Annotated in this window: 25 protein-coding genes and 1 pseudogene; 24 read left to right on the forward strand and 2 right to left on the reverse strand. The window is 32.5% G+C overall.

The genetic code is table 11. The features are described from left to right. Positions 1 to 16 precede the first annotated feature (16 nt). From EOV51_RS10475 to EOV51_RS10575, 24 genes and pseudogenes are all read left to right on the forward strand, one after another. Positions 17 to 2584 carry a DNA gyrase/topoisomerase IV subunit A gene (locus EOV51_RS10475; RefSeq protein ID WP_128152479.1) on the forward strand — a complete coding sequence of 856 codons (2568 nt, stop codon included), beginning with the start codon at positions 17 to 19 and terminating at the stop codon, positions 2582 to 2584. 182 nt (positions 2585 to 2766) lie between these two features. Next, positions 2767 to 3369: a superoxide dismutase gene (locus tag EOV51_RS10480; RefSeq protein WP_128152480.1), complete on the forward strand. Its 603-nt coding sequence runs from the start codon at positions 2767 to 2769 to the stop codon at positions 3367 to 3369. A gap of 124 nt (positions 3370 to 3493) precedes the next feature. Further along, a complete protein-coding gene (locus tag EOV51_RS10485; RefSeq protein ID WP_128152481.1) occupies positions 3494 to 4150 on the forward strand; it encodes a hypothetical protein in 657 nt (218 codons plus the stop codon). A gap of 32 nt (positions 4151 to 4182) precedes the next feature. Further along, positions 4183 to 4485 (forward strand): winged helix-turn-helix domain-containing protein, encoded by a 303-nt coding sequence (locus tag EOV51_RS10490; RefSeq protein ID WP_128152482.1) that lies wholly within the window; start codon positions 4183 to 4185, stop codon positions 4483 to 4485. A 53-nt stretch (positions 4486 to 4538) separates the two neighbouring features. After that, complete coding sequence (gene creD / locus EOV51_RS10495) at positions 4539 to 5927, forward strand: cell envelope integrity protein CreD (protein WP_128152483.1); 1389 nt, start codon at positions 4539 to 4541, stop codon at positions 5925 to 5927. A 198-nt stretch (positions 5928 to 6125) separates the two neighbouring features. Beyond that, positions 6126 to 8252 carry a type VI secretion system Vgr family protein gene (locus EOV51_RS10500; protein WP_128152484.1) on the forward strand — a complete coding sequence of 709 codons (2127 nt, stop codon included), beginning with the start codon at positions 6126 to 6128 and terminating at the stop codon, positions 8250 to 8252. 12 nt (positions 8253 to 8264) lie between these two features. Further along, positions 8265 to 9185 carry a hypothetical protein gene (locus EOV51_RS10505; RefSeq protein ID WP_128152485.1) on the forward strand — a complete coding sequence of 307 codons (921 nt, stop codon included), beginning with the start codon at positions 8265 to 8267 and terminating at the stop codon, positions 9183 to 9185. Further along, a complete protein-coding gene (locus tag EOV51_RS10510; RefSeq protein WP_128152486.1) occupies positions 9178 to 10803 on the forward strand; it encodes a hypothetical protein in 1626 nt (541 codons plus the stop codon). Before EOV51_RS10505 ends, EOV51_RS10510 begins: the two co-directional genes overlap by 8 nt. 14 nt (positions 10804 to 10817) lie before the next feature. Continuing rightward, positions 10818 to 11459, forward strand: coding sequence for a hypothetical protein (locus tag EOV51_RS10515; RefSeq protein ID WP_128152487.1), 642 nt, complete (start codon positions 10818 to 10820; stop codon positions 11457 to 11459). Further along, positions 11452 to 11727, forward strand: a complete 276-nt coding sequence (locus EOV51_RS10520) for a hypothetical protein (RefSeq protein WP_128152488.1) — start codon at positions 11452 to 11454, stop codon at positions 11725 to 11727. Before EOV51_RS10515 ends, EOV51_RS10520 begins: the two co-directional genes overlap by 8 nt. Positions 11728 to 12218: 491 nt before the next feature. Further along, a complete protein-coding gene (locus EOV51_RS14920) occupies positions 12219 to 12974 on the forward strand; it encodes an RHS repeat domain-containing protein (protein ID WP_317126960.1) in 756 nt (251 codons plus the stop codon). 7 nt (positions 12975 to 12981) lie between these two features. Further along, entirely contained in the window at positions 12982 to 13389 is a 408-nt protein-coding gene (locus tag EOV51_RS10530; RefSeq protein WP_128152490.1) for a hypothetical protein, read from the forward strand. A 405-nt stretch (positions 13390 to 13794) separates the two neighbouring features. Next, positions 13795 to 14127 (forward strand): RHS repeat-associated core domain-containing protein, encoded by a 333-nt coding sequence (locus EOV51_RS10535; RefSeq protein ID WP_262901884.1) that lies wholly within the window; start codon positions 13795 to 13797, stop codon positions 14125 to 14127. 66 nt (positions 14128 to 14193) lie between these two features. Continuing rightward, on the forward strand, positions 14194 to 14352 hold the full coding sequence (locus EOV51_RS14685) for a hypothetical protein (protein ID WP_164875291.1): 159 nt from the start codon (positions 14194 to 14196) through the stop codon (positions 14350 to 14352). Positions 14353 to 14363: 11 nt separating this feature from the next. Then, positions 14364 to 14750 carry a hypothetical protein gene (locus tag EOV51_RS10540; protein ID WP_128152492.1) on the forward strand — a complete coding sequence of 129 codons (387 nt, stop codon included), beginning with the start codon at positions 14364 to 14366 and terminating at the stop codon, positions 14748 to 14750. 250 nt (positions 14751 to 15000) lie between these two features. Beyond that, a pseudogene (locus tag EOV51_RS14820) lies at positions 15001 to 15138 on the forward strand (RHS repeat-associated core domain-containing protein); the annotation flags it as partial. 79 nt (positions 15139 to 15217) lie between these two features. Beyond that, the gene (locus EOV51_RS14865; RefSeq protein WP_262707247.1) at positions 15218 to 15343 is read left to right on the forward strand and encodes a hypothetical protein; all 126 of its coding nucleotides are present in this window, start codon (positions 15218 to 15220) and stop codon (positions 15341 to 15343) included. A 44-nt stretch (positions 15344 to 15387) separates the two neighbouring features. Then, on the forward strand, positions 15388 to 15522 hold the full coding sequence (locus EOV51_RS14870; RefSeq protein WP_262707248.1) for a hypothetical protein: 135 nt from the start codon (positions 15388 to 15390) through the stop codon (positions 15520 to 15522). Positions 15523 to 15539: 17 nt separating this feature from the next. Then, the gene (locus EOV51_RS10550) at positions 15540 to 15845 is read left to right on the forward strand and encodes a hypothetical protein (protein ID WP_128152493.1); all 306 of its coding nucleotides are present in this window, start codon (positions 15540 to 15542) and stop codon (positions 15843 to 15845) included. A 372-nt stretch (positions 15846 to 16217) separates the two neighbouring features. Continuing rightward, positions 16218 to 16682: a DMP19 family protein gene (locus EOV51_RS10555; RefSeq protein WP_128152494.1), complete on the forward strand. Its 465-nt coding sequence runs from the start codon at positions 16218 to 16220 to the stop codon at positions 16680 to 16682. 372 nt (positions 16683 to 17054) lie between these two features. Further along, positions 17055 to 17234 carry an RHS repeat domain-containing protein gene (locus EOV51_RS10560; RefSeq protein ID WP_394343671.1) on the forward strand — a complete coding sequence of 60 codons (180 nt, stop codon included), beginning with the start codon at positions 17055 to 17057 and terminating at the stop codon, positions 17232 to 17234. Between the two features lie 125 nt (positions 17235 to 17359). Then, entirely contained in the window at positions 17360 to 17662 is a 303-nt protein-coding gene (locus tag EOV51_RS10565; RefSeq protein ID WP_128153342.1) for an EndoU domain-containing protein, read from the forward strand. A 3-nt stretch (positions 17663 to 17665) separates the two neighbouring features. After that, entirely contained in the window at positions 17666 to 17953 is a 288-nt protein-coding gene (locus EOV51_RS10570; protein ID WP_128152495.1) for a hypothetical protein, read from the forward strand. A gap of 1937 nt (positions 17954 to 19890) precedes the next feature. Beyond that, a complete protein-coding gene (locus EOV51_RS10575; protein WP_128152496.1) occupies positions 19891 to 20214 on the forward strand; it encodes a hypothetical protein in 324 nt (107 codons plus the stop codon). Positions 20215 to 20256: 42 nt separating this feature from the next. Here EOV51_RS10575 and rarD read toward each other — a convergent pair whose 3' ends face one another. Next, positions 20257 to 21168 carry an EamA family transporter RarD gene (gene rarD / locus EOV51_RS10580; protein ID WP_128152497.1) on the reverse strand — a complete coding sequence of 304 codons (912 nt, stop codon included), beginning with the start codon at positions 21166 to 21168 and terminating at the stop codon, positions 20257 to 20259. Between the two features lie 561 nt (positions 21169 to 21729). Beyond that, positions 21730 to 23385, reverse strand: coding sequence for a DNA repair protein RecN (gene recN, locus EOV51_RS10585; protein WP_128152498.1), 1656 nt, complete (start codon positions 23383 to 23385; stop codon positions 21730 to 21732). Positions 23386 to 23388: the final 3 nt, after the last annotated feature.

The following is a 23388-nucleotide window of genomic DNA, read 5'->3' on the forward strand; positions in this document are numbered from 1 at the left end:
TAGTTTCAATATATAAATGGAAGAACAAAATAACGAAAAAGCGGAATCTACCATACAGGGAGGCACAGAAAGCTTAAAGAAAATATCGGGTATGTATCAGAATTGGTTTCTGGATTACGCATCATATGTTATCTTGGAGCGGGCAATTCCCTCTATCTATGATGGTTTAAAACCGGTTCAGAGAAGAATTTTGCACTCCATGAAAGAGCTTGAAGACGGTCGTTACAACAAAGTAGCTAATGTCGTGGGGAATACAATGAAATACCACCCGCACGGAGATGCGTCTATTACAGATGCTATAGTACAGCTTGGGCAGAAAGAATTACTCATTGATACTCAGGGAAACTGGGGAAATATATATACTGGCGATGGTGCAGCAGCAGCGCGTTATATAGAATCCCGCCTGACTCCATTTGCACTTGAAGTGGTTTATAACCCTAAAACCACGGTTTGGCAGTCCTCTTATGACGGGCGTAATAAAGAACCAGAAAACTTACCCGTAAAATTTCCTCTTTTACTTTCACAAGGAGTAGAAGGTATTGCAGTTGGATTATCTACCAAAATATTACCCCATAATTTTTTAGAATTGGTGGATGCATCCATCGCTCATTTAAAAGGAAAAACTTTTACTTTATATCCCGATTTTCAAACCGGAGGTTTAATAGATATTTCCAATTATAATGACGGTGAAAGGGGAGGGAAAGTCAGAGCCCGGGCGAAAATATCAAATCCGGAAAAAGGAGTTTTACAGATTAGCGAAATTCCCTACGGAACCAATACAGGCTCGTTAATAGATAGTATTATAAAAGCCAATGACAAAGGTAAAATTAAAATAAAGAAAGTTGAAGACAATACAGCTTCAGAAGTAGAAATTCTCATTCACATCACCAATGATGTTTCTCCTGATAAAATGATTGATGCCTTATATGCCTTTACAGACTGTGAAGTATCAATTTCTCCCAATGCCTGCGTTATAGATGTTGACAGGCCTGAATTCTTAACTGTTTCCGAAATTTTACGAAGAAATACCAACCATACAGTAGCTCTTTTAAAAAGTGAATTGGAAATAGAATTGGGAGAATTACAGGAACAATGGCACTTTGCTTCTTTAGAAAGGATATTTATTGAAAACAGAATTTACCACAAAATAGAAGAAGTTTCATCCTGGGAAGAAGTCATTTCTACCATTGATAAAGGATTAAAACCTTTTACCGGACACTTGATAAGAGAAGTAACCGAAGAAGATATCACCCGGTTGACAGAAATAAGGATTAAAAGAATTACCCGTTTTGACCTAGGAAAAGCAGAAGATAACATTCAGGCTTTAGAAGGCCGCATAGAAGAGGTCAGGTATCATCTGGCCCATCTGATTCAATACGCCATTGATTATTTTACCAATATTAAAAAGAAGTACGGTAAGGGCAAAGAGCGTAAAACGGAAATCAGGACATTTGATACGATTGATGCCGCCAAAGTAGCTGTTGCTAATATAAAATTTTATGTCAACAGAGAAGAAGGATTTATAGGATATTCATTAAAAAAGGACGAATATCTGTTTGATTGTTCAGACATAGATGATATCATTATCTTTAGACAAGACGGTTCAATGGTTGTTACGAAAGCTGATGCCAAAACATTTGTAGGAAAAAATATAATTCATGTTGGGGTTTGGAAGAAGAATGACAACAGAACCATTTACAATATGATATACAGGGAAGGAAAACTGGGGCCCTGGTATATGAAAAGATTCCCGGTAACTTCCATAACACGGGACAAAGAATATGCACTGGCTTCGGATCAAAAAGGTTCTGAAATACAGTATTTTTCTGCTAATCCTAATGGAGAAGCCGAGTTAGTAACTATTTATTTAAAACCTAGCCAGCGATTAAAAAAATTAAAGTTCGATATAGATTTTTCTGAACTCGCCATTAAAGGAAGAGCCTCACGAGGCAACCTCGTTTCAAAAAATTATGTAAAAAAAATAGAGCTTAAAGAAACCGGTGTTTCTACTTTAGCTCCAAGAAAAATCTGGTTTGATGAATCTATTCATCGTTTAAATGTAGAGGGAAGAGGAACCTATCTGGGAGCATTTAAAGGAACTGATAAAGTTTTAACACTTAATTCTCAGGGAATAGCCAAATTAAATACCTTTGACCTGCTGAATCATTTTGATGACGATTTTCTGGTGATAGAAAAATGGAACCCTGAAAAACCGATATGTTGTGTCTATTACGATGGCGAAAAGTCAATTTACTACATCAAAAGATTTTTGCTGGAAGATACGCTCAATCCTCAAACATTTTACACCTCAGAAAATTCAAGATCTTTTATTGAATGGGTGGGTACCGGCTGTAAACTTATTGCGGACATCAATTTTGGTAAAGATAAAGAACCCGAAACAATAAACCTTGAAGATTTTATCGCGGTTAAAGGTATAAAAGCTCAGGGAAACCAGCTCTCAAAAGAAAAAATCAAAAGTATTAAAGTCGTAGAAGAAGTTCCGGAAGAAGAAGAACCTGAGGAAAATGATTCTATATCCGAAGATGATTTTGATGGAGACGGAGAGCAAATCAATCTCTTCTGATAGAATCATATAGCATGGTAAAGTTTTGGTTAAAAATTCAATTGAGGTACGATAGTTGATTTAAGCTATATAATTTTTAAATACCCTTATCAAATAATCTAATATATACCTTTAATATGTATCGTATAATTTAATTAGATTTGTTTATAACAATGAAGTTTAACCTATAAAAACATAATAATATGTCATTTGAATTACCAAAACTACCTTATGAATATAATGCATTAGAGCCTAACATTGATGCAAAGACAATGGAAATCCATTTAACCAAGCACCATGCTACTTACACCACGAATTTAAACAATGCTATCGCAGGTACTGAATTAGAAAATCTACCGATCGAAGAAGTTATTGTTAAAGGGTTTGACAAAGTACCGGTTAGAAATAACGGAGGTGGATATTTAAACCATTGTTTGTTTTGGGAATGGCTGACACCTAACGGAAAAGGAAAACCGGAAGGAGAATTGGCTCAGGCTATTGACACTGCTTTTGGTTCATTTGATGCTTTCAAAGAAGAATTTTCAAAGGCTGCAGCAGGTAGATTTGGTTCAGGATGGGCTTGGTTAGTGGTAAAGGACGGCAAATTATCTGTAGGTTCTACAGCCAATCAGGATAACCCTTTAATGCCAAATGTAGGAGTTTCAGGATATCCTATTCTGGGGTTAGACGTATGGGAGCATGCTTACTACTTAAATTATCAGAACAAAAGACCGGACTATATAGGAGCTTTTTTCAATGTAGTTAACTGGGATAAAGTAGCTGAACTGTATCAGAAACATAAATAGGAAATAGTATAAATACGAAACCCCTCTTTTATTCTGGAAGAGGGGTTTTTTTGTGAAATTTTTTCAAAAAAAGTTGTGTATTCAAATATTAATTGTAGCTTTGTTTTTCAAAGTGCTTTATATTATGAATCAAGAATTATCCCCATTAGAAAGTATTCAGGAAATTAAATCCTACATGCAGAAATCTACCCGTTTTTTGAGTTTAAGCGGTTGGAGTGGAATATGGGTAGGAAGCTGTGGAATTATTTCCGGATTGTTTGCCATGTACCTGATTAATGATTCGGATATTAATCCTTTAAATTATCACTATTATGGAGTAGGATATCAAACGGAAAGTTTTTATTCATTAAAAGAAGTATTACGGTTTAAATTATTATTGGTGGAGATTATTACCTTTGTGGTAGCTTTAGCCGGAGGTTTTTTCTTTTCTGTAAAAAAGGCACGAAAAGACGGAGTAATCTTTCTTAACCATGTTTTTCGCCGAATGGCAATTAATTTTTCTATTCCTTTAGTTACCGGAGGTTTCATTTGTCTTGCTTTTATGCGGTATAATATGCTTATATTTATTGCGCCTACCACGCTGGTTTTTTATGGAATATCTTTGCTCATGATTGCCAGAGATACGTTAGATGAAGTAAAAAAACTAGCAATTTTTGAAATATTATTAGGTATCCTTTCATTTTACTTTTTACGATATAATATGATTATCTGGATTTTTGGATTTGGTGTTTTGCATATAGTATATGGAATTATTATGAGAAATAAATACGATAGAAAATAATTGAGCTTATCATAAACTTACATTTTTCATTTATGGAGTCAGTCAATATTAATAATCTTAACAAAATTTTTGATCATCGGATTCGAGTAGGTATTATGAGTGCATTATCCGTCAATGATTTTTTGTCTTTTAATGATTTAAAAGATCTTTTGCAGCTCACAGACGGAAATCTGGCTTCACACTTGAAAAATTTAGAAGAAAATGAATATATTTTGGTTAAAAAAGGCTTTATCGGAAGAAAAACAAATACTACTTACAGTATTACTAAAAAAGGATCTCAGGCATTTCAAAAACATTTGGAAGCGTTAGAAAAAATCATACGCCAGTTAAAATAAATTTTTTTAATTTTTTACTTTGTGATTCAAAGTACTTTTAATAAATAGTAAATATGGAAAATCAGGAAAATCAATTGCAGGAACATCAAAAACCGTTAGATACGGTTAAAAAAAAGGATTCGGAAAACTCAAACAGTATACGTAAAAAAATTACAGAATCGGTAATGCTTAAAGGAGTTGTCGTCGTTCTGCTTATTTTTATCATGCTGCTGCCTACCCCTTTTATTATCAATTTAATAGGGGAACGAAAAGAGCGTAAAGAAAAAATAGTAAAAGATGAAAGCCGAAGATTTGGAGGCAATCAAACTTTATGCGGCCCATATCTAAAGTTGCCGTATCAAAAAAAGGATTCCCTGGGACGGATTACCCTTTATTATCGGTATCTATCGCCCAAAGAGGTAAAGGTTAAAGGAAAGCTCAATCCTTTACCTAAACACAGAGGGCTTTATGATATTGTCATGTATAAAGCACAGCTGACTCTTGAAGCAAATTTTGAGTCTACAGATTATGCCAGCTTACAAAAAGATTCTAACAATTATCTTTGGAATGAGGCAGAAATGGTGTTCGGCGTTAGTGATACTAAAGGATGGGAAGGAGATTTAAATTTCAGGGTAAATAATACTACCATTCCAGTTCAGGCCGGGGAAGGATTCTCAATAGAAGAATTAGTCACCAGCAAAGAAACTCCACACTATCAAACACAGGAAATGGAAGAACTTAAAATTCCGGTTCACTTGAATCCGGAAAAGAATGTAACTGTTTCTCTGCCTATGACATTTAATGGGGCAGGAGAGCTAAATTTTATTCCGGTCTCCAAAAACATGCAAATAGATATTTCCACGGCATTCAAAGATTTAAAATTTACAGGAGAAGCTTCACCTAGTGAAAATGAAACAGGAAATTTACGAAACTTACACTGGAAAGTTTCTTCCTTACGAATGGAAACCTTAACTACCCAGTTTTCGGATTATGGAAAAAATAAGTTTGGAATTACTATAATACAGCCCAATAACGATTACGGAAAAACCAATCGGGTAGCTAAATATTCTGTTCTTTTTATAGGACTTACCTTTATAACCTTCTTTTTTATAGAGATTATTAACAAACTGAAAATTCATCCGGTTCAGTATGTGCTTGTAGGATTGGCATTAAGCATATTTTATTTATTGTTACTCTCATTATCCGAATATCTAGGTTTCAACCTTTCCTATATCGTATCCTCCCTTGCGACTACCCTGCTCATTTGCTGGTTTATCAAAGGAATTGTAAAAAGTTTACGAATTACCGGGATAGTATTTGTTGTATTACTACTGGTTTATACCTATATTTTTATTATTATTCAGCTGGACGAACTGGCTTTGCTGGCAGGCAGCTGCGGATTATTTATCATTCTCGCTCTGTTAATGTATTTTTCGCGAAAAATAGACTGGAAAAACCTCTAGTCGAAAGATTGCTCTTTAGTACGATACCTCCGCAGAAAGCGGAGGTTTTTTTGTTTACTAACTATATCAATTGTTTGGTTTTAATGATTAAACTTATTTTAAATTAATGTAATTTACTATTAATTTTTAAAAAAAATAAAGTAACTTTACCTCATAATACGATTTAATTTTAATTAATCTTTAATAAATTTACTAGTTATGAGTCAGATGGACAAAAACTCCTTCCAGGCTCCCCAGGCATCCGAATTGGCTAAAAAAGCAGCCGATGCCGGCGGAGTCACCGATAAGGTAAACCAGAAACTTACCGAAGCTACCGCTCCTTTATCCGAAGCCGCCCAACAAGCTCAATCCGCTGCTTCGGAAATACAGCAGGGACTTTCCACCCTTAGCCAGAAATATTCCGATATACCCGATAGTGAACTATTCAAACCCTTAAATAACTTTACGGTCACCCCTCCCGAGGTGCTGGAAAAAGAGCTCAGGGAAGAGGCTGGTAAATACTATGCCAAATACGGAGGAGACATAGCCTCCCAGCTGCAGAACTCCCATATCGTATATGCAACGATCCAGATAGGCGGGCAGGATGTACTGAAAGACAGCCATTTTACCCTGGATATCCACCAGCGCATGGCCGACCATGATGAATTTATGATCAGCTGCTATGCCGAAGCCTTCGGAGATAAGAATGCCTACCCGATGACTAATTCGCGAAACCTGCTGGGGAAAAAATGTACCCTTCAATTCAAGCAGTTCGGACAGTCAGCCTATGTCTTTACCGGAATCATCACCGAAATATCCAATAAAAAAGTAGACGGTCATAACAAGCTTTTTATTAAAGGTCATGCCCCCACCATCCTGCTGGAAAACGGACAGGACTGTGAGAGCTTTGAAGATAAAACACTGGATGCCATTATAAACAAAGCTACCAATGAGTACCCGCAGGATTTGGTAGCCTGGGACCTACGTCCTAACCTGAAAGATCCGTTAAAATATACCGTACAATACCGCGAGAGCGACTGGAACTTTGTCAAAAGATTAGCGGTACGCTATGGAGAATGGCTGTATTACAACGGACAAAAAATCGTTTTTGGAGGCAGTGGAGGAAAGACCGAAGAACTGGTGGAAGAACAGGATGTATACAGCTATGAGCTGAGTATGCGACTGGTACCCCAGAAGTTTACCTATGTAGGTTACGATGCCAAGCAGGCAAAGAACCATACGGTAAACTCGGACAGTGTGCCCATTACCCACCAGCTGGTGAATCCTTTCCAGCAGCATGCCATCAAAGCCTCTGAAGAGGTCTATTCCAAGGTGCCTTTGTCCCTGTATAACCAGTCCTTATTAGAAAAAGGAGAGCCGGAACTCAAAGAGGCGGTAAAAAGACAGAAGCTGAGCCGCCAGAATGTATTCTTTCTGGAAGCCAGGACCAATAATCCGAACCTGAGACTGGGGGATATTGTGAAGATGAAAGCCTGGATGCCGGGGCATGAGATATTTAAAAACGGGGAAGTTCCGTTGGAATCGTATAAAGTCATAGAAATCAGCCACCATCAGGACATTACCGAAGGATATTACAACCAGCTGATAGGCGTACCGATGGACAATGAAGTGCCGGCCTACATGGATGAAAATGCCATACCGGAGTGCGAAGAACAATCTGCCATAGTAACCGATAATTATAATACGGATAAAAATGCAGAAGGAATGAATCAGATTAGAGTTAAGTTTCCGTGGATGAGAGGAGCAAATGAAAAGAGTCCGTGGATACGGGTAATTACTCCCTATGCAGGAAAAGGAAAGGGGTTACATATGTTACCGGAAATTGGGGAAGAGGTAATTGTAAATTTTGAAAACGGAAATGCAGAGAAGCCTATCGTTATAGGAACTATATTTAACGGTTCTGACAATTCTAAATACGGAACTGAGGGTAATTTTATGAAAGGCTTGCGTACGGTAAAGGGAAACAAAATTTTATTTAATGATAAAGATGGTAGTACTAAATTGACAGATCAGGGATTTACATCAGTAGTTTTTGATGGTAAAGGGAATTCTACTATAAATACAGCTTCTACTCAGGTGATTAATGTGGGAGGAGGCGTAGGTGAGCAAGGCCCTGAACCCCCTGCCTCAAATTTAAAAATGGACAAAAATGGAAATATTACTATTGATGGAAAAACAAATATTACATTGAAAGTTGGGGGAAATACAATTGTTATTACGGAAAATGGGATAACAATGAATGGGGAATCATTTAATCTTACCAGTAAAAAAAATACGATTAAAGGCGAAGGTTCATGGGATGGAGGAAATGTATTTATCAACTAATAAATATAAGTTATGGCAAAAATGAATTTTTGGATTCCTGATAATGATCAAGAAAGGTCTAAAGAATATGTAGATAAACTACAGCAAGAGTATAAAAATGCTCCCTTACTAAAAGAATATGCTTTTAAAGAAAAAAAACAAATAAAATATAAACTTGATATTCAAAGTAAAATGAATGTAGGAGGAATATCTAGTGAGAATACTGTGGAAATACGTTGGGTAATTACTTTGAAAAATATCACTGATGATTCTTATACTTTTGAACTTCTAATGCTGGACAATACCATGGTTCAGACTAATAATGATGGGTTCGGGGAAATACATAAACTGGTAACCCAAATGCAAAAAGCACTTAATGAAATCATTTTTAATACCAATCGGCAAGGTGTTGTAATTAAAGTGATAAATATAAATACTATTAAAGAAAAATGGCAGGCAGTAAAAGCTGAAATAATAGAATATAACCGAAATATGACTAGCATTCAAGAATTATTTGCTTTGCAGGAACAAAATTTTGAGCAGGAAGGAGGCGTTGAAAAAATGGTTAGTGCTATTGAGTTTTTTGACATTTGTTTTAATCACATCTACGGGAAGAGATTGCCATTTTCCATAAATAAGAAAATACCGAATTTTTTCAGGACTTGGGATATTCCTTTTAATATACACTATGAGAATAATAAGTATAACGAGCAAATTAATCGGATAGAATTTTATGGTAGTCATGCCGGTTATTCAGAGAATGATATGAAAAAAGCTTACGGAAATTTTCCATTCATAAAGACAGAGAAATTATACCCACAGTATATCTATAAAGGAAACTATAACATGAATCTCAAAGATGGGTTTATTGAAAATGGAGAAATTCTATATAGGGAAAATGTAGACCCTAAATTGAATGCTGAGATAATCTATAAAATAAGCCGTTATGAGTGATAATGAACAGCAACAAACAGAAGCGCCAAAGGAAGGTTTTATAGCTCTTCATAGTGATTATTATTTCACTTGCTCATCGGGTTTAGCTCCGGCAAAAATATGTCCTACTCAAAATAATGCTTGCACCAAAGAGAAATATTCTTATTTAATCCATCATGATACCGCAACTCAAAACATAGGAGATTTTTTCTGTCGTTGGACAGTGGTATTGGCAGCTGCGGTAGCAGCTGCCGGAATAGTAACCGGAGGGGCAGCCCTGGTAGCCTTGGCTGCTGTTGCAGTAGTGGCAAGTGGTACTATGTGTGGAGGATTGATGGCTCCTATGCGTAAATGGGTAGGATATTCCCAATTAAACACTTATGGAGGTAAAACAATTACATTATCCAACAAGCCTAAACACGATTTAGCTCTTGGAATAGGGGTATTATGTGGAGGACCTTTTATTGGATTAGTGATAGGTTCTAAAACGACCGGAATACTAGACAGTGCTATTGATAAATTGTTTCCGCCTCAGGTAGTAGGCGGAGGACATTCTTTAACTTCAAAGTGCCAAATGGTATGTCCTATCGGAGGTACAATTACCTATGCACCAGGAATTACAGGATTCTGGAGTGCAGCACTTTACACCGCCCGTAATACAGCCTGGGCTGTTTTAGAAGGTTTTTTTGTAGGAAAGTTTGTATCTTCGGGAGGAGCCTTATTTACTGGTGGTGGAAAAATATTAACAGGTCAATTTCTCAAAAATTTTGTATTTTTACAAGCCTCTGCTAGAGGAGCAGGAATTGCTGATCAGGTATTTTTTGAAGGAATGTTAAGAAATGGTAAAAGTATTTCCGAAACTGGAGACGAAGCTTATGCTGGATCTACTATGTTTGAGCAACCCTTTATAAATATTTGGAATAGATCTAATGAAGGCTATTATGATGGAAGTTATGCTAAAGATGCAGAAGGAAATTACCTACCAGAAGCTGATAATGGTCATGGAACTGGGGCTCTTTTAACTGATGCTTACTATGCGGGGTTATCTTTAATGGGGTTAAAAGCTATGGTAGATGCTTCCCGTCAGAATGTAAACATCCCTAAAGAAACCGTTGAAGCTATTCGAAAAACCGTAAATGATGCTATTGCTAAAGGTAAAAGCTTCTTGTTTGAGAGGGGAAGAAGAGGACAAAGTCAAAGGGTTGCTACTAATTGGAGAGATCATCAAAATAATGTAACTCAAGAATTGAGAGAGAACAATCCTAATACGTCTGTACATGAACAGGTATATTTGGACGTACAAGGAACAGATGTACATGGAAATCCTTTTTCAAAGAGGATTATAGCGGATCAAATGTATGATACTGGTAATGGTTCTTATCAAATAATAGATTCTAAGTTCAGTTCTGTAAATGATTTAACGACAGTAACAAGTACAGATTTAAGAAATACTTTTACAAACAACCAAAAACCTGTATATGATGCAATTGGCGGAAATGGAAGTATAACTTCAGTATCTATAGCAGATGTTCCATCATCTCATAATATGGGTCTTACCCCTGGACAAATAAGTGTTAGTGGACCTGTTCAAATTGCGGTTAATACTCCAAATGGAATAATATATAGAACATATCCTTAAAAAAGAAAAGAATAATGAATAAGAACGACGTAATAAATTTAATTGGAGAAAAAATATTACCAATTATTAAAAATGATGGATTTAAATTTAGAAAAGCGCAATATCAATTCTCAAAAAAGGGAACAGACAATTTTATTTTTAGAATAAATTTTGTTTGTCTAGATTTTTCACCACAATATAAAATCCCTTTTTATATTGCTATTAGAAATGAAAAAGTGGAAGATATTAAAAATAAATTTTTAGAATTAAGTCCAAAGTCTCAACAAGAAACATCAACATTAACATTACCAATTTCTTTTTTTACAGAGAAAAATTATATTGCAAATCCTATTGAGTTTTGGGTAGAAGAGGAAAATGATATAGATAAGATAACTAATTTTTTTCAACCCTTTTATAAAAAATACATAATTGATTTTTTTAATCAATACTCATCTCTAAAAAAGATTTCTGATTTCATGAAAGATTCTATTGATAAAAATGAGATTTTTGGAGATAAATTCTACTTTTATTTTACTAGTGCAATTCTATTAAAATTATCCGATGATTCTGAATATCTGAATAGGGTAGAAAAATACAGAGAATTAATAAACGATTATCCTGTTTTCAATAGGGAAAAATATGAAAGATTACTAGATTATCTGAAAAGTTATGAGTAATATAAAACAAGAAATAGACATAATCTCTTTTGATGAATATAATCACCTTATTTTGAGAATATTCTATAATAATATATCTTATTTAATATTCGATGAATTTCCTCCAGCAGAAACGGATAAATTATCTAATAATCAAATAAATAATCTGAGTGGAATTTTATCTGATTTAACTGGTGTAGATGTAATTCATGACGATAGAGAGTTATTTATAATTATGAGTAATGATAAAATAATACTGGAAAAAGTAATAGCTTTTTTAGAAATGTAAATTCTTTAAAATCTTATTAATGCTAGATACCAGTCGATAAAATCTCACTTTTAGAGAACTTATCCGAAGCATAATAAATACATATAATTATCTGTACAAACATTATTAAAAAGAAAGCGATTATTAACATCTTACATGAAAAAAATACAAGATTCCCCCTACCAGAACCTATCTTTAGAGGATATAGAAGGCGAGATCAATCTCAAGGAGGTACATATTATGTAGAAGATAGAGTTAATAGAGCTGCGAGGGGTGATGATGGATATACAGATGGAAGAAGTACAGCACAAGCTTTAGATGCTCAAGTAGCTATTACAGAAGCTAAAGCTAATGGGCAAGACGTTTGGTTCCGCTACGACCCGCTGGGCAGACGTACTGCAAAAAAGTTTAAAAGTACCACTACCCGCTGGGTATGGGACGGAAATAAACCCCTGCACGAATGGAAAGAATTTGAAGCCCGGGAAGCTACTCCCGAAGAGCTAACCACCTGGGTGTTTGACGAAGACAGCTTTGTACCCGTAGCCAAGTTGCGCGGAAACAAAAAATATTCTATCTTAGCGGATCATCTGGGGACTCCTTCTCAAATGTATAAAGAGAATGGTGAACTCTTTTGGGAAGCATCTTTGGATAGCTTCGGAAGATTGAAACTTAACAAAGGAGAAAGCGGAAGCTGTCCCTTTAGATATCAGGGGCAGTATGAAGATGTAGAAACGGGCTTATATTACAATCGTTTCCGTTATTATTCCCCGGAAGAAGGCTTGTATATTAGCCAAGACCCCATTGGATTACAAGGCGGAATAGAGTTTTATTCGTATGTGCATGACCCGAATGGGTGGATTGATCCGTTAGGTTTGACTCAAAAGACTTATGGTGAAAAAAGAGATGTTGATAAAATAGCAGAAAAATATGGTGGTAAAAAAATAGATGAAAATAGATATGAATTTGATGGTCCAGATGCTAAAAAAAGAGCACGACAAGCTGCTTCTGAAATTTCAGGAGATTTAGGAAGTGATCCAAATACTATTAGACGAAAAGATTATGTTGATGCAAATAATACTTATAAAAACAATAATTCAAATAGAGTAATAGGAAAACATTCGTCTACATTAAACTCTAATGAACAACCGGTTAGTGGTTATCATGATCATGAAATAGGTCATTCACGTTTTAATGCTCCAAAGCACTACAATGCTTGGAGTGAAAGCACAGGAACTAATTATACAGATAATGTACATTTATATTATTAATTAAAAAATGAAAAAAGAATGGAGAGAATATCACTCCGAAGAAGGAGAGATATGGAAAATATTATCAGAGGCAGAAGTAAAAGAAAAGAGTCAAGACTTAGTATCTAAATCGGGAAAGCCTGCTGTGTTAAGAAAGGTTATGAAAACTACTGATTATATAGTAACATGCACTATTCCAGCAGCAAGGATAATAGATGATGTGAAAAATAAAATTGGAATGGAAACTTATTTTCATTTAAAAATAAGTTTAATTAATGATGATAATTGGTATGGGATAAGTAATCGACATTTTAAGAAAGAAGAAATATTAGAACTTGTAAATCTTTTCACAGGAACAACTAAACTACAAGCTGAAAGAATTTGGAAATCAAAAAAATTAGGAATGCTAAATACTAATAGACTTGAAAGGGAGTAAATATTAATTAGATTTTATTTTTTCATTTTTATCTTTAAAAGTATCTCAAAAGACATTTTAAAATTAAATTTCTGAAAAATTAAAACAAAAAGCCAACTCATTTGAGTTGGCTTTTCTATTTTTAAGTATTCAATTTATTTAATAACTCTAATTCATCCTCAGGAATAAGGGAGCGAAGGAGTTGCAGGATGCTGTAAAGATCCCATTGGTTGTGTTCCGTTTAATAAGATAAAATTTTATATCTTTGAATAGACTAAAAATTAATTTTTATTAAGTGGATTGAATAAGATGTTGATGATTTGGGTACTCCGGTTCAGGGGTATTCTGATGACGGATCTTTACTTTGAGGGCGGAGCGTTAAAAAAACGTTGAGAACGTTTTTAGCGAACGAGCCAGTCTGTCGCGCTGGATTTCGATAGCTATGGACGTATAAAAATGTCTAAAGGAGAGGAAGGTTTTTGTCCTTTTGCTTACCAAGGTCAAATAATTGATAAGGAAACTGGCTTATATTATAATCGTTTCCGTTACTATTCCCCTGAAGAAGGCTTATATATTAGTCAGGATCCGATTGGTCTTGAAGGTGGGATAAAGTTTTATTCGTATGTGCATGACCCCAATGATTGGATTGACCCATTAGGACTAGCTAAAATTAAAGATGAATATTCTTCAATGGACGAGTATTGGAAGGCTAAACATACTCCAACACAAGTTACACCAGGAATTACAGAAATAATATAACAAAAACCTAGTTCTAGATCAAATGAAGTTTATACAAAAGTAAGCCATTATGATGAATATGGAAGAATGGTAGGGCAAACACATTATACTTCACATGGTGAACCTGATATTCATCCAAATCCACATCATCATAAATATGATCCTAAAACAGGAGCAGCTATAAGAAATCCAGAAGATGGAACAAAAATATTTCCTGGAGAATTTAATGCCTCAACATGTGATTAATACAGAAAATTATGGAAAATAAAATTATTTCAGAAATAAAACAATATATTAAGAATTTTAATATAAGATTATTGACAGATGTATTACAGTTGATAATAAATAACATAGACAACAGAACTATGTTTGTTGAATTCAGGTATATAGAATATAAAAATTCGAAAAAACAATACAATATTGGTATATTATTTAGAAATTTAAAATTTAATCAAAATATAGATTTAGGTCTTAATAATTTACTAAATATTAATAAATTAAATTTTGAAAATATTACTCAAAATTGCTGGGAAGAGATAAATTGGTCTGTTACTGACTCTGATGATGATGGTGTAATATTATTTGCTTTTTATTGTGAAGATATTTGTATTGAATACGTTAAGGAGAATGTAAATAGTATTTAATACTAAGAATAAATTTTTATTACCAAGTTGATAAGGAAAATATCTTAGCAGATCATCTGGGTACTCCGTTTCAGGGATATTCCGATGACAGTTTTTTACTTTGAGGGTGGAGCGTTAAAAAAACGTTGAGAACGTTTTTAGCGAACGAGCCAGACTGTCGCGTTGGATTTTAGATAGTTTCGGAAGACTGAAACTTAACAAAGGAGAAAGCGGAAGCTGCCCTTTTAGATATTAGTGGCAGTATGAAGATGTTGAAACCGGCTTATATTACAATCGTTTCCGTTACTATTCCCCGGAAGAAGGCTTATATATTAGCCAAGACCCCATTGGACTCGCTGGAGGTGATAGATTTTATGGATATGTTAATGATCCTAATAGTTTTATAGATCCTTATGGTTTAAATTCAGCATCAAATCTTCCAAAATTAAAAGGGAGTAGTGTTAGTAAGGTTGAAAAAACTTTACAAAATGCAGGATTTACTCAAACTAGAGTTACAAGTACAGGTAATCAAACATGGAATCATTCTGATGGTTCTGAAGTTAGAATACATCCATACGGTAATCAATCAACAACTAATAGAAGTGGAGATTTAACTCCAAAATCAGGTTTAAATGCCCACATACATAAACAAGATACTATGGGGAATCAACTTAATGATCATGGAACTATTAGTACAGATCCAAATGAAACTCATAAAGGAATTAAAAATCCTGATGACTATCCAAATGTTAGAAATAGACCTCATGGTTGTGGTGCAAGTACTTCTTCTTAAAATATAAAATTAAATATATGGCTTTTGAATATAATATTTTTTTTGATTTAAATGAAAACGAGAAAAAACAGATATTAAAAGATATTTTAATACTTATACAATCTCATTTTTTTGAAAATAATGTTGAGTATAAAAATTTATCTATAATAATAGAAAACAATGATGTTCAATCTAATTGGAAAGAACTTGCATCGATAGAAATTTCTAAAGAAGGTTTTTTCATTGTTATGAGTTTAAATAGAGATGACAGAAATTTTATTTTAGAACAAATAGAATTAATTTTAAGTACAAAACATATTGAGTATGAAATTGATGAAGTATGATAATTATTGAAATACAATTATTTAAAAACTTTGATGTATAAGAATATTAAATTTCTGAAGAATTAATAAATAACAGCCAACTCAAAGAGTTGGCTTTTTTGTTTCAACTATTCAATATATCCAACAATTCCAATTCATCCTTAGGAATAAGCGAACGAATAAGTTGCAGGATGTTGTACAAATCCCATTGGTTGTGTTCCGTATAATTAGGAAACGAAATTTCTGGTAATAAAGCCCGTCAAGTTATTGCTAGAGATGCTTTAAAGTCAAGAAGAGTATATTCAGAAATTCTTAATTTTACTTTACAAAAATTGATTAAGATGAATAAAGAAATATATCTTGAAGCGCTCAAAAAAATACAATAATAAAATAATGGAATCAATAATTGATAGGTATTATAATCTTTCGGTTCAAGGTAGTAAGGAAGATTGGTTTAGTGGTGAAATAAGTATTAAATGGTATGAGTATATATTTGAGTTATCATTGAAATTAAGAATTACATATTTAGTTACTATTCTTCATAATCAAGTTTTCAATGGAGGTTTTGATCAATACTTTATTAATGGTTATGGACAATTTTCTTTATTAACAATAAGAGCTCTTTTAGATATTGAAGCATATGAAAAAGCTTTTATTGTACAAAAGGCATATGATTCTGTCAATGAAGATAAATTAGATGATCAATTTTTTCGTAATAAGTTATTAAAAAAGCAAATAAAAGGTTTATTTGATGATGATAAACTTATAGATGAATTAGATCTTCTCAGTGATGAATACTATGAGACAGAAAATAAAGTAAAAATATTGGATTTATTAACTAAATATTTAAAGAAATAATAAAACATTTTTAAAATTAGTCTTTAACAAAAATTCAATAAAAATTAAAAAAAAGGCCGATAATTATCGGTTTATTTTTGATTATTCTATATTAAGTAAATAGAGTAATTCCAATTCATCCTTAGGAATAAGGGAGCGGAGGAGTTGCAGGATGTTGTAAAGATCCCATTGGTTCTGTTCCGTTTAATAAGATAAAATTTTATATCTTTGAATAGACTAAAAATTGATTTTTATTAAGTGGATTGGATAAGATGCTGATGATCTGGGTACTCCGGTTCAGGGATATTCCGATGACAGTTTTTTATTTTGAGGGTGGAGAGTTAAAAAAACGTTGAGAACGTTTTTAGCGAACGAGCCAGTCTGTCGCGCTGGATTTTCGATAGCTATGGACCTATAAAAATGTCTAAAGGAGAGGAAGGTTTTTGTCCTTTTGCTTATCAGGGTCAAATAATTGATAAAGAAACCGGCTTATATTATTATCGTTTCCGTTATTATTCTCCCGAAGAAGGCTTGTATATTAGCAGGATCCGATTGGATTACAAGGCGGAATAGAGTTTTATTCGTATGTGCATGACCCGAATAAATTTATTGATCCTTTTGGGCTAGAAAGCAAAAAGTATTCTGTAAGTAATGAAAGGAAAAAACATATTTTAGATGGAGATAATTCTAGTGATCCAATGGATGGTCATGGTCCAAATAGAGGAAAACAGCAAGGTGCTTTTCCTGATACTTGGACAGATGATCAAGCAATAGCAGCAATAGAAAAAGTTGCGAATAGTCCTAAATCACGATGGGAACAAACTACTGGACCAGGAGTAGGAACATTTACAACTGGAGGTCCAAATCCAAATGCACAAGGAGAGACAAACACAGGTAGGCCAGTATCCTATAAAGTTACAGGGCAAGACCATGGGAAAAATATAGAGGTCATAGTGAGACCAAGTGGAGAAGGTATTATTACTGGATATGTTAAAAGTTAAAATATGAATAATATAGATAAAGACAATATAGATAAATTTATTTCTTCATTAGAAAAGCAAGTTTTTACAGAAAATGTAGATAAAATTAATTATTTAAATTATATAATAAATAATGCTAAAGAATTAATATTTGTTGGAGAATATAAAATAGCAATTGAAAATTTAATTGAAAATCTTATAGAAGAGAATATAATTTTTAATAAAGTTATATTAAATAATTTGTTGAAAATTAATGATAAAGATATTCAAGAGCTATTAAAAATTTTAGTAGATAATAATTTAAATACTTAAGTTATTGATAAATAAAAGCCAACTTTTTGAGTTGGCTTTTTGTTTTAACTATTTAGCTTGTCTAAGAGTTCCAATTCATCCTCAGGAATAAGTGAACGAAGGAGTTGGAGGATATTGTAAATATTCCGTTTAATTCGAGAAAGAAATTTTTATCAGTAAAGCTATTAGGGGTATTTTGTAAAGAAATGAAAGGATAAAATTAAATAATACTTTTGAGTCTACAGTTGGTTTATAAGCAAAAAGAAAAAAAGAAAGGTGTTAGCTTTCTTTTTTTCTCAGATATATCTAGCCTATATCTGAAATAGTTTCTAATTAGGTCTTAATAAAGTTTTAATGTTGAGTACAAAATAAAGACATTTAAATAAACATAAAAAAAGGAAATCCGTAAAATACTAGATAATATAGGATAAAAACAAAGATTATCTCATTTTTTATCTTGTATTTTGGGTTATATAGTAATAGATCATCAGCAGAGACTGATCAGAAAGAAATCACAAATAGAATTGAATGTGTTTGACAAGTGTATTTTTATTATTTATAAGGAATGTTATAATAGAAATTTAGATAAGGAAATACAAGGATTCAAAAACTTAAGTTACAAAATTGAAAGTAGCTATGATTTTTTAATTGGTTTAGTAGCAAAAAGAAAAAAAGAAAGGTGTTTGCTTTCTTTTTTTCTTAGATACATTTTTGGGTATATCTAAATAGCCTCTAATTAGGTCTTAATAAAGTTTTAATGTTGAGTACAAAATAAAGACATTTTAATGAGCATAAAAAAAGGAAATCCGTAAAATACTAAATAAAATAAGATAAAAACAAGGATTATCTCATTTTTTATCTTGTATTTTGGGTGATATAGTAATAGATCATCAGTAAAGACTGATCAGAAAAAAATCACAAAAAGAATTGAATGTGCTTGACAATTGTATTTTTATTATTTATAAGGAATGTTATAATAGAAATTTAGATAAGAAGATACAAGGATTCAAAAACTTAAATTAACAAAATTAAAAGTAGCTATGATTTTTTAATTGGTATAGTAGCTAAAAGAAAAAAAGAAAGGTGTTAGCTTTCTTTTTTTCTTAGATACATTTTTGGGTATATCTAAATAGCCTCTAATTAGGTCTTAATAAAGTTTTAATGTTGAGTGCAAAATAAAGACATTTAAATAAACATAAAAAAAGGAAATCCGTAAAATACTAAATAAAATAAGATAAAAATAATGATTATCTCATTTTTTATCTTGTATTTTGGGTAATATAATAGTAGATCATCAGTAGAGACTGATTAGAAAGAAATCACAAATAGAATTGAATGTGCTTGACAAGTGTATTTTTATTATTTATAAGGAATGTTTTAATGGAATTTAGATAAGGAGATACAAGGATTCAAAAACTTAAATTCACAAAATTGAAAGTAGCTATGGTTTTTTAATTGGTAAAGTAGCTAAAAGAAAAAAAGAAAGGTGTTAGCTTTCTTTTTTTCTTAGATACATTTTTGGGTATATCTAAAATAGCTTCTAATTAGGTCTTAATAAAGTTTTAATGTTGAGTGCAAAATAAAGACATTTTAATGAGCATAAAAAAAGGAAATCCGTAAATATAAAATATAATAAGATAAAAAGTATGAAAATATAAGTTTTTACATTTTGGCTAAAGAATAATAGTCTTAAATTTACAGAAATAAAAAATGGGAGGATATCCACAATGTCAAAATTTTAAATGTAATCATTTATATAAAATTGAATTATTGTATAAAGGATCTATATTTTTCCTTACAAACTCAAAAAAGTTATACTATTGTTTAATTTCCGTATAATTATGAAATCAAATTAATAACACTGCATATTAGAAAATTTTAAAAAAATTTTCTGTTTATCATTACGCTCAGAATATAATCAATTAGATAAATTTAATTTTTATGATATCTTTAAAACTATGCAGAAGTGGTATATTTTAGTATTTGTGAACTTAATATTATCCTGTAATCGTGAAGTAGAAATACCTAATGGTACCAAATACTATGAAAGTTTTTCAGGTTATAATCATCCGGTACAGCTGATCAATGAAATTAGTTTTCATGAGGTAGAACATTTACAATCATACATTAGAAGTACTTATAAAAATCAAAAGTTACAGGTGGTAGAAAAATATATAAATAATCGATTATTTTTTAAATATGTTTATACCTACGAAAAAAATAAGCTTATAAAAGTAGAGCTGTCAAACAATTGTGGCTATAATAAAACAGTAAATTACTAAATATTGTAACTATAAATTATTAAATTGAATAGTTAGTATTGATTAGGATTTTAATTTTTTAGCAAGTTTTCTTTTTGCAGAAGACTTTTGTATCAGGTTGATTGTAAAAAAAAGTAACCCGGTCCATATACAAAGAAAACATACTGCATGAGCTGATGTAAACTTTTCTTTAAAAACACATACCCCTATAATTAATTGTATGGTAGGGCCAATATATTGAATAAATCCCAGCGTAGAATAGGGGAGTATTTTAACAGCTGAAGCAAATAAAAGGAGTGGTATAGCCGTAACAATTCCGCCTAAAATTAGTAAAACAGTTGTTAAAACAGGTAATTCAGAGATAATGAACTGACCGGTATTCATGGCAAAAAACAGGTAAATAATTGCGGCAGGAGTTACGAGTAGGGTTTCCAGCGTTAGTGCTTGGACAGGGGGCAGATTTGCTTTCTTTTTAACCATTCCGTAAATTCCCATGCTGATAGCCAGCATAAAGGCAATAGAAGGAAATTCTCCATAACTGAAAGTAAAGTACAATACCCCGATACAAGCAAGTAAGGTTGCCAGTTTTTCCAGGCGGCTTAGCTTTTCCTTAAAAAATAATACACCAAGTAAAACATTTATTAAAGGATTGATATAATAACCTAAACTGGATTCTACGATAAACTGATGATTCACAGCGTAAATATAAGTTCCCCAGTTACAGGTAATTAATACCCCTGCAATAAACATATAATAAATATTTCGTCTGTTGTTCATTACCTTCCACAAAGATCCAGGATTTAAAATAACACAAAAGGCTAAAAGAAATACAGAAGACCATAGCATCCGGTTCGATAATATAACTAACGAAGGAACATTGATTAACATATGCCAGTACAAAGGGAAAACACCCCAGGAGATATAACAAAAAAGAGCATAAAAAAAACCTTTAGTAGATGACGGGGACTCCTGCATAAAAATAATTGATTTGAAATTTTTAATGAATCAACAAAGATATTAAATATTGTTTGAGTCTAAATTTTTGAAATAAAATATTTTGTGTTAAGTGTATGTCGTTTTTATTGTTCACGATAAAAGAAAACAGACTGGTTTGAATCCTGAAGAAAATAAATTTGAAAGTAAGAGTATTTTAGGAGTGCATAAAAATTTTCTACGAGTATTGAAGGAGATGATATTATAATTAATTAGATATAAGGCTCAATGTTTTTCAACTAGATGTAAAATACTACAAGAATGATCATAAGTTTATTTTTGGTGTTATAAATATAACAGTAAGATGTATCATCTTAATAGATTTTTTTATAGCTATCATAAAAATTATGTAATAAATGAATTATAACAGCTTTATTTAATTTAATAACTTAACCAAAGGTTTAGATACACATTAAAATCACGTTAAAATATACAGCACTTTTGACTAATATACAATTAAAATATAATTGGGTATTCCCATAAAATAGGATTTATGGAAATATTTAAAAATAGGGCTTATTTTCTTACTAACTAGAAATAAATTTATTCGGAAAAAAGACTTATAGCCTGTTGTCTGGCACTATCTGTTATATCTGAGCCACTTAAGAGTTGGGCAATTTCCTCAATTCTTTCCTCATGGTTAAGTTCCCTCACCTGAGTAATAGTTTCCCCGTTAACTTCTTTTTTTTCGACTTTAAATTGAGTATTCCCCTTGGCAGCAACTTGTGGTAAATGGGTGATGGTTATCAACTGCATATGAAGAGCCATTTCTTTCATAAGTTTTCCCATTTCATTAGCGATACGTCCAGATACACCGGTATCAATTTCATCAAAAATAAGAGTCGGCAGTTCTTCATTTTCTGCCATTATTTTTTTGATAGCCATCATTACTCGGGAACGTTCTCCTCCTGATATAGCTTTTGCTATAGGTTGAACTTTCATTCCGGTATTTGCAGAAAATAAAATGGAAATCTTATCCCTACCGGAAAATGTAAATTCCTGAGCATCTGTGATATCAATGGTTAAAGTAGATTTATCCATACCCAGACGGGCCAGTGTTTCAACGAGCTTGGTTTCAAGCAACGGAATATGACTCTTTCTTTTTTTATGTAATGTTTGGGATAAATTAGTAAGTTTTTCAGTAAGACTATGCAATTTATTTTGTATGTCAGCTATTTCTGTTTCAAAATCGGAAATACTGGAAGTTTCCGTTCGTAATTCGTCACGTACGGATACCAATTCCTCTATTGTAGAAACTTTGTGCTTAACCAGAAGGCCGTGTATCAAATTTACTTTTTGAGTATACTCTTCAAACTTGGCGGGATTAAATTCTAGCTTTTCCAGCATAATTTCAGCTTCATCCGAAATATCCTGAAGTTCAGCTTTCACACTTTGAATTCTGGATTCTAAATTATCCAAATCTGAAGAGATTTGAGTTCCTTTATCCAGCCGTGATAAAATTTCTTGTATCTTGACCAATAGACCCAAATCATCATTATCCAGAATTTGTTTAGTTTCTGATAAGAGCTGAGCTAAGAATTCGGAATTTTTCATTACATTTAATTCCTCCTCAACTTCAGTAAAGTTTAGATGATCCAGTTCAGCACTTTCCAGTTCGTTTAATAAATATTGAGAATATTCAAAATCCTGATTACCTGCTGCAAGCTTTTCCTGAAGGTATGCCAATCTTTTATTTACATCCCGAAAAGAGTCAAAAACAATTTTGTATTCATTCAGATCTTTCTTTAGCGATGAAAAGTTGTCAAGAAGTCGAAGTTGATAATTTTCGTTCAGCAATTGAGAAGTTTCGAACTGAGAATGTATATCCAGAAGATGAGCAGATAATTTTTGCAAAACATCCAAAGTAACGGGACTGTCATTTACAAAAGCTCTTGATTTACCGGAGGGAAGAATTTCCCTACGTAGATAAGTATGCTCTTCAAAGTCCAGCTCCAATTCTTTAAAGATACCAGCAAACAGATCCTTATTCAGAATAAATTCAGCTTCAATAATACATTTGACATCTTCTTTTTTTAAAGATTTAAGATCTGCTCTTTCTCCCATTACCAACTTTAATGCACCCAGTATGATCGATTTACCTGCACCGGTTTCACCAGTCAGGGTGGTCATTCCTGAAGGAATGGAAATATCAAGCACATCAATCAAAGCATAATTGCGGATTGATAAATGGTGTAACATAAG

It is taken from the genome of Apibacter raozihei, from assembly GCF_004014855.1.
Lineage (GTDB): Bacteria > Bacteroidota > Bacteroidia > Flavobacteriales > Weeksellaceae > Apibacter > Apibacter raozihei.

Coding starts and splice junctions, on each gene's coding strand:
- EOV51_RS10475 (WP_128152479.1), top strand. CDS start 17: ATGGAAGAACAAAATAACGAAAAAGCGGAATCTACCATACAGGGAGGC.
- EOV51_RS10480 (WP_128152480.1), top strand. CDS start 2,767: ATGTCATTTGAATTACCAAAACTACCTTATGAATATAATGCATTAGAG.
- EOV51_RS10485 (WP_128152481.1), top strand. CDS start 3,494: ATGAATCAAGAATTATCCCCATTAGAAAGTATTCAGGAAATTAAATCC.
- EOV51_RS10490 (WP_128152482.1), top strand. CDS start 4,183: ATGGAGTCAGTCAATATTAATAATCTTAACAAAATTTTTGATCATCGG.
- creD (WP_128152483.1), top strand. CDS start 4,539: ATGGAAAATCAGGAAAATCAATTGCAGGAACATCAAAAACCGTTAGAT.
- EOV51_RS10500 (WP_128152484.1), top strand. CDS start 6,126: ATGAGTCAGATGGACAAAAACTCCTTCCAGGCTCCCCAGGCATCCGAA.
- EOV51_RS10505 (WP_128152485.1), top strand. CDS start 8,265: ATGGCAAAAATGAATTTTTGGATTCCTGATAATGATCAAGAAAGGTCT.
- EOV51_RS10510 (WP_128152486.1), top strand. CDS start 9,178: ATGAGTGATAATGAACAGCAACAAACAGAAGCGCCAAAGGAAGGTTTT.
- EOV51_RS10515 (WP_128152487.1), top strand. CDS start 10,818: ATGAATAAGAACGACGTAATAAATTTAATTGGAGAAAAAATATTACCA.
- EOV51_RS10520 (WP_128152488.1), top strand. CDS start 11,452: ATGAGTAATATAAAACAAGAAATAGACATAATCTCTTTTGATGAATAT.
- EOV51_RS10530 (WP_128152490.1), top strand. CDS start 12,982: ATGAAAAAAGAATGGAGAGAATATCACTCCGAAGAAGGAGAGATATGG.
- EOV51_RS14685 (WP_164875291.1), top strand. CDS start 14,194: ATGGTAGGGCAAACACATTATACTTCACATGGTGAACCTGATATTCAT.
- EOV51_RS10540 (WP_128152492.1), top strand. CDS start 14,364: ATGGAAAATAAAATTATTTCAGAAATAAAACAATATATTAAGAATTTT.
- EOV51_RS14865 (WP_262707247.1), top strand. CDS start 15,218: ATGCAGGATTTACTCAAACTAGAGTTACAAGTACAGGTAATCAAACAT.
- EOV51_RS14870 (WP_262707248.1), top strand. CDS start 15,388: ATGGGGAATCAACTTAATGATCATGGAACTATTAGTACAGATCCAAAT.
- EOV51_RS10550 (WP_128152493.1), top strand. CDS start 15,540: ATGGCTTTTGAATATAATATTTTTTTTGATTTAAATGAAAACGAGAAA.
- EOV51_RS10555 (WP_128152494.1), top strand. CDS start 16,218: ATGGAATCAATAATTGATAGGTATTATAATCTTTCGGTTCAAGGTAGT.
- EOV51_RS10565 (WP_128153342.1), top strand. CDS start 17,360: ATGGATGGTCATGGTCCAAATAGAGGAAAACAGCAAGGTGCTTTTCCT.
- EOV51_RS10570 (WP_128152495.1), top strand. CDS start 17,666: ATGAATAATATAGATAAAGACAATATAGATAAATTTATTTCTTCATTA.
- EOV51_RS10575 (WP_128152496.1), top strand. CDS start 19,891: ATGCAGAAGTGGTATATTTTAGTATTTGTGAACTTAATATTATCCTGT.
- rarD (WP_128152497.1), bottom strand. CDS start 21,168: ATGCAGGAGTCCCCGTCATCTACTAAAGGTTTTTTTTATGCTCTTTTT.
- recN (WP_128152498.1), bottom strand. CDS start 23,385: ATGTTACACCATTTATCAATCCGCAATTATGCTTTGATTGATGTGCTT.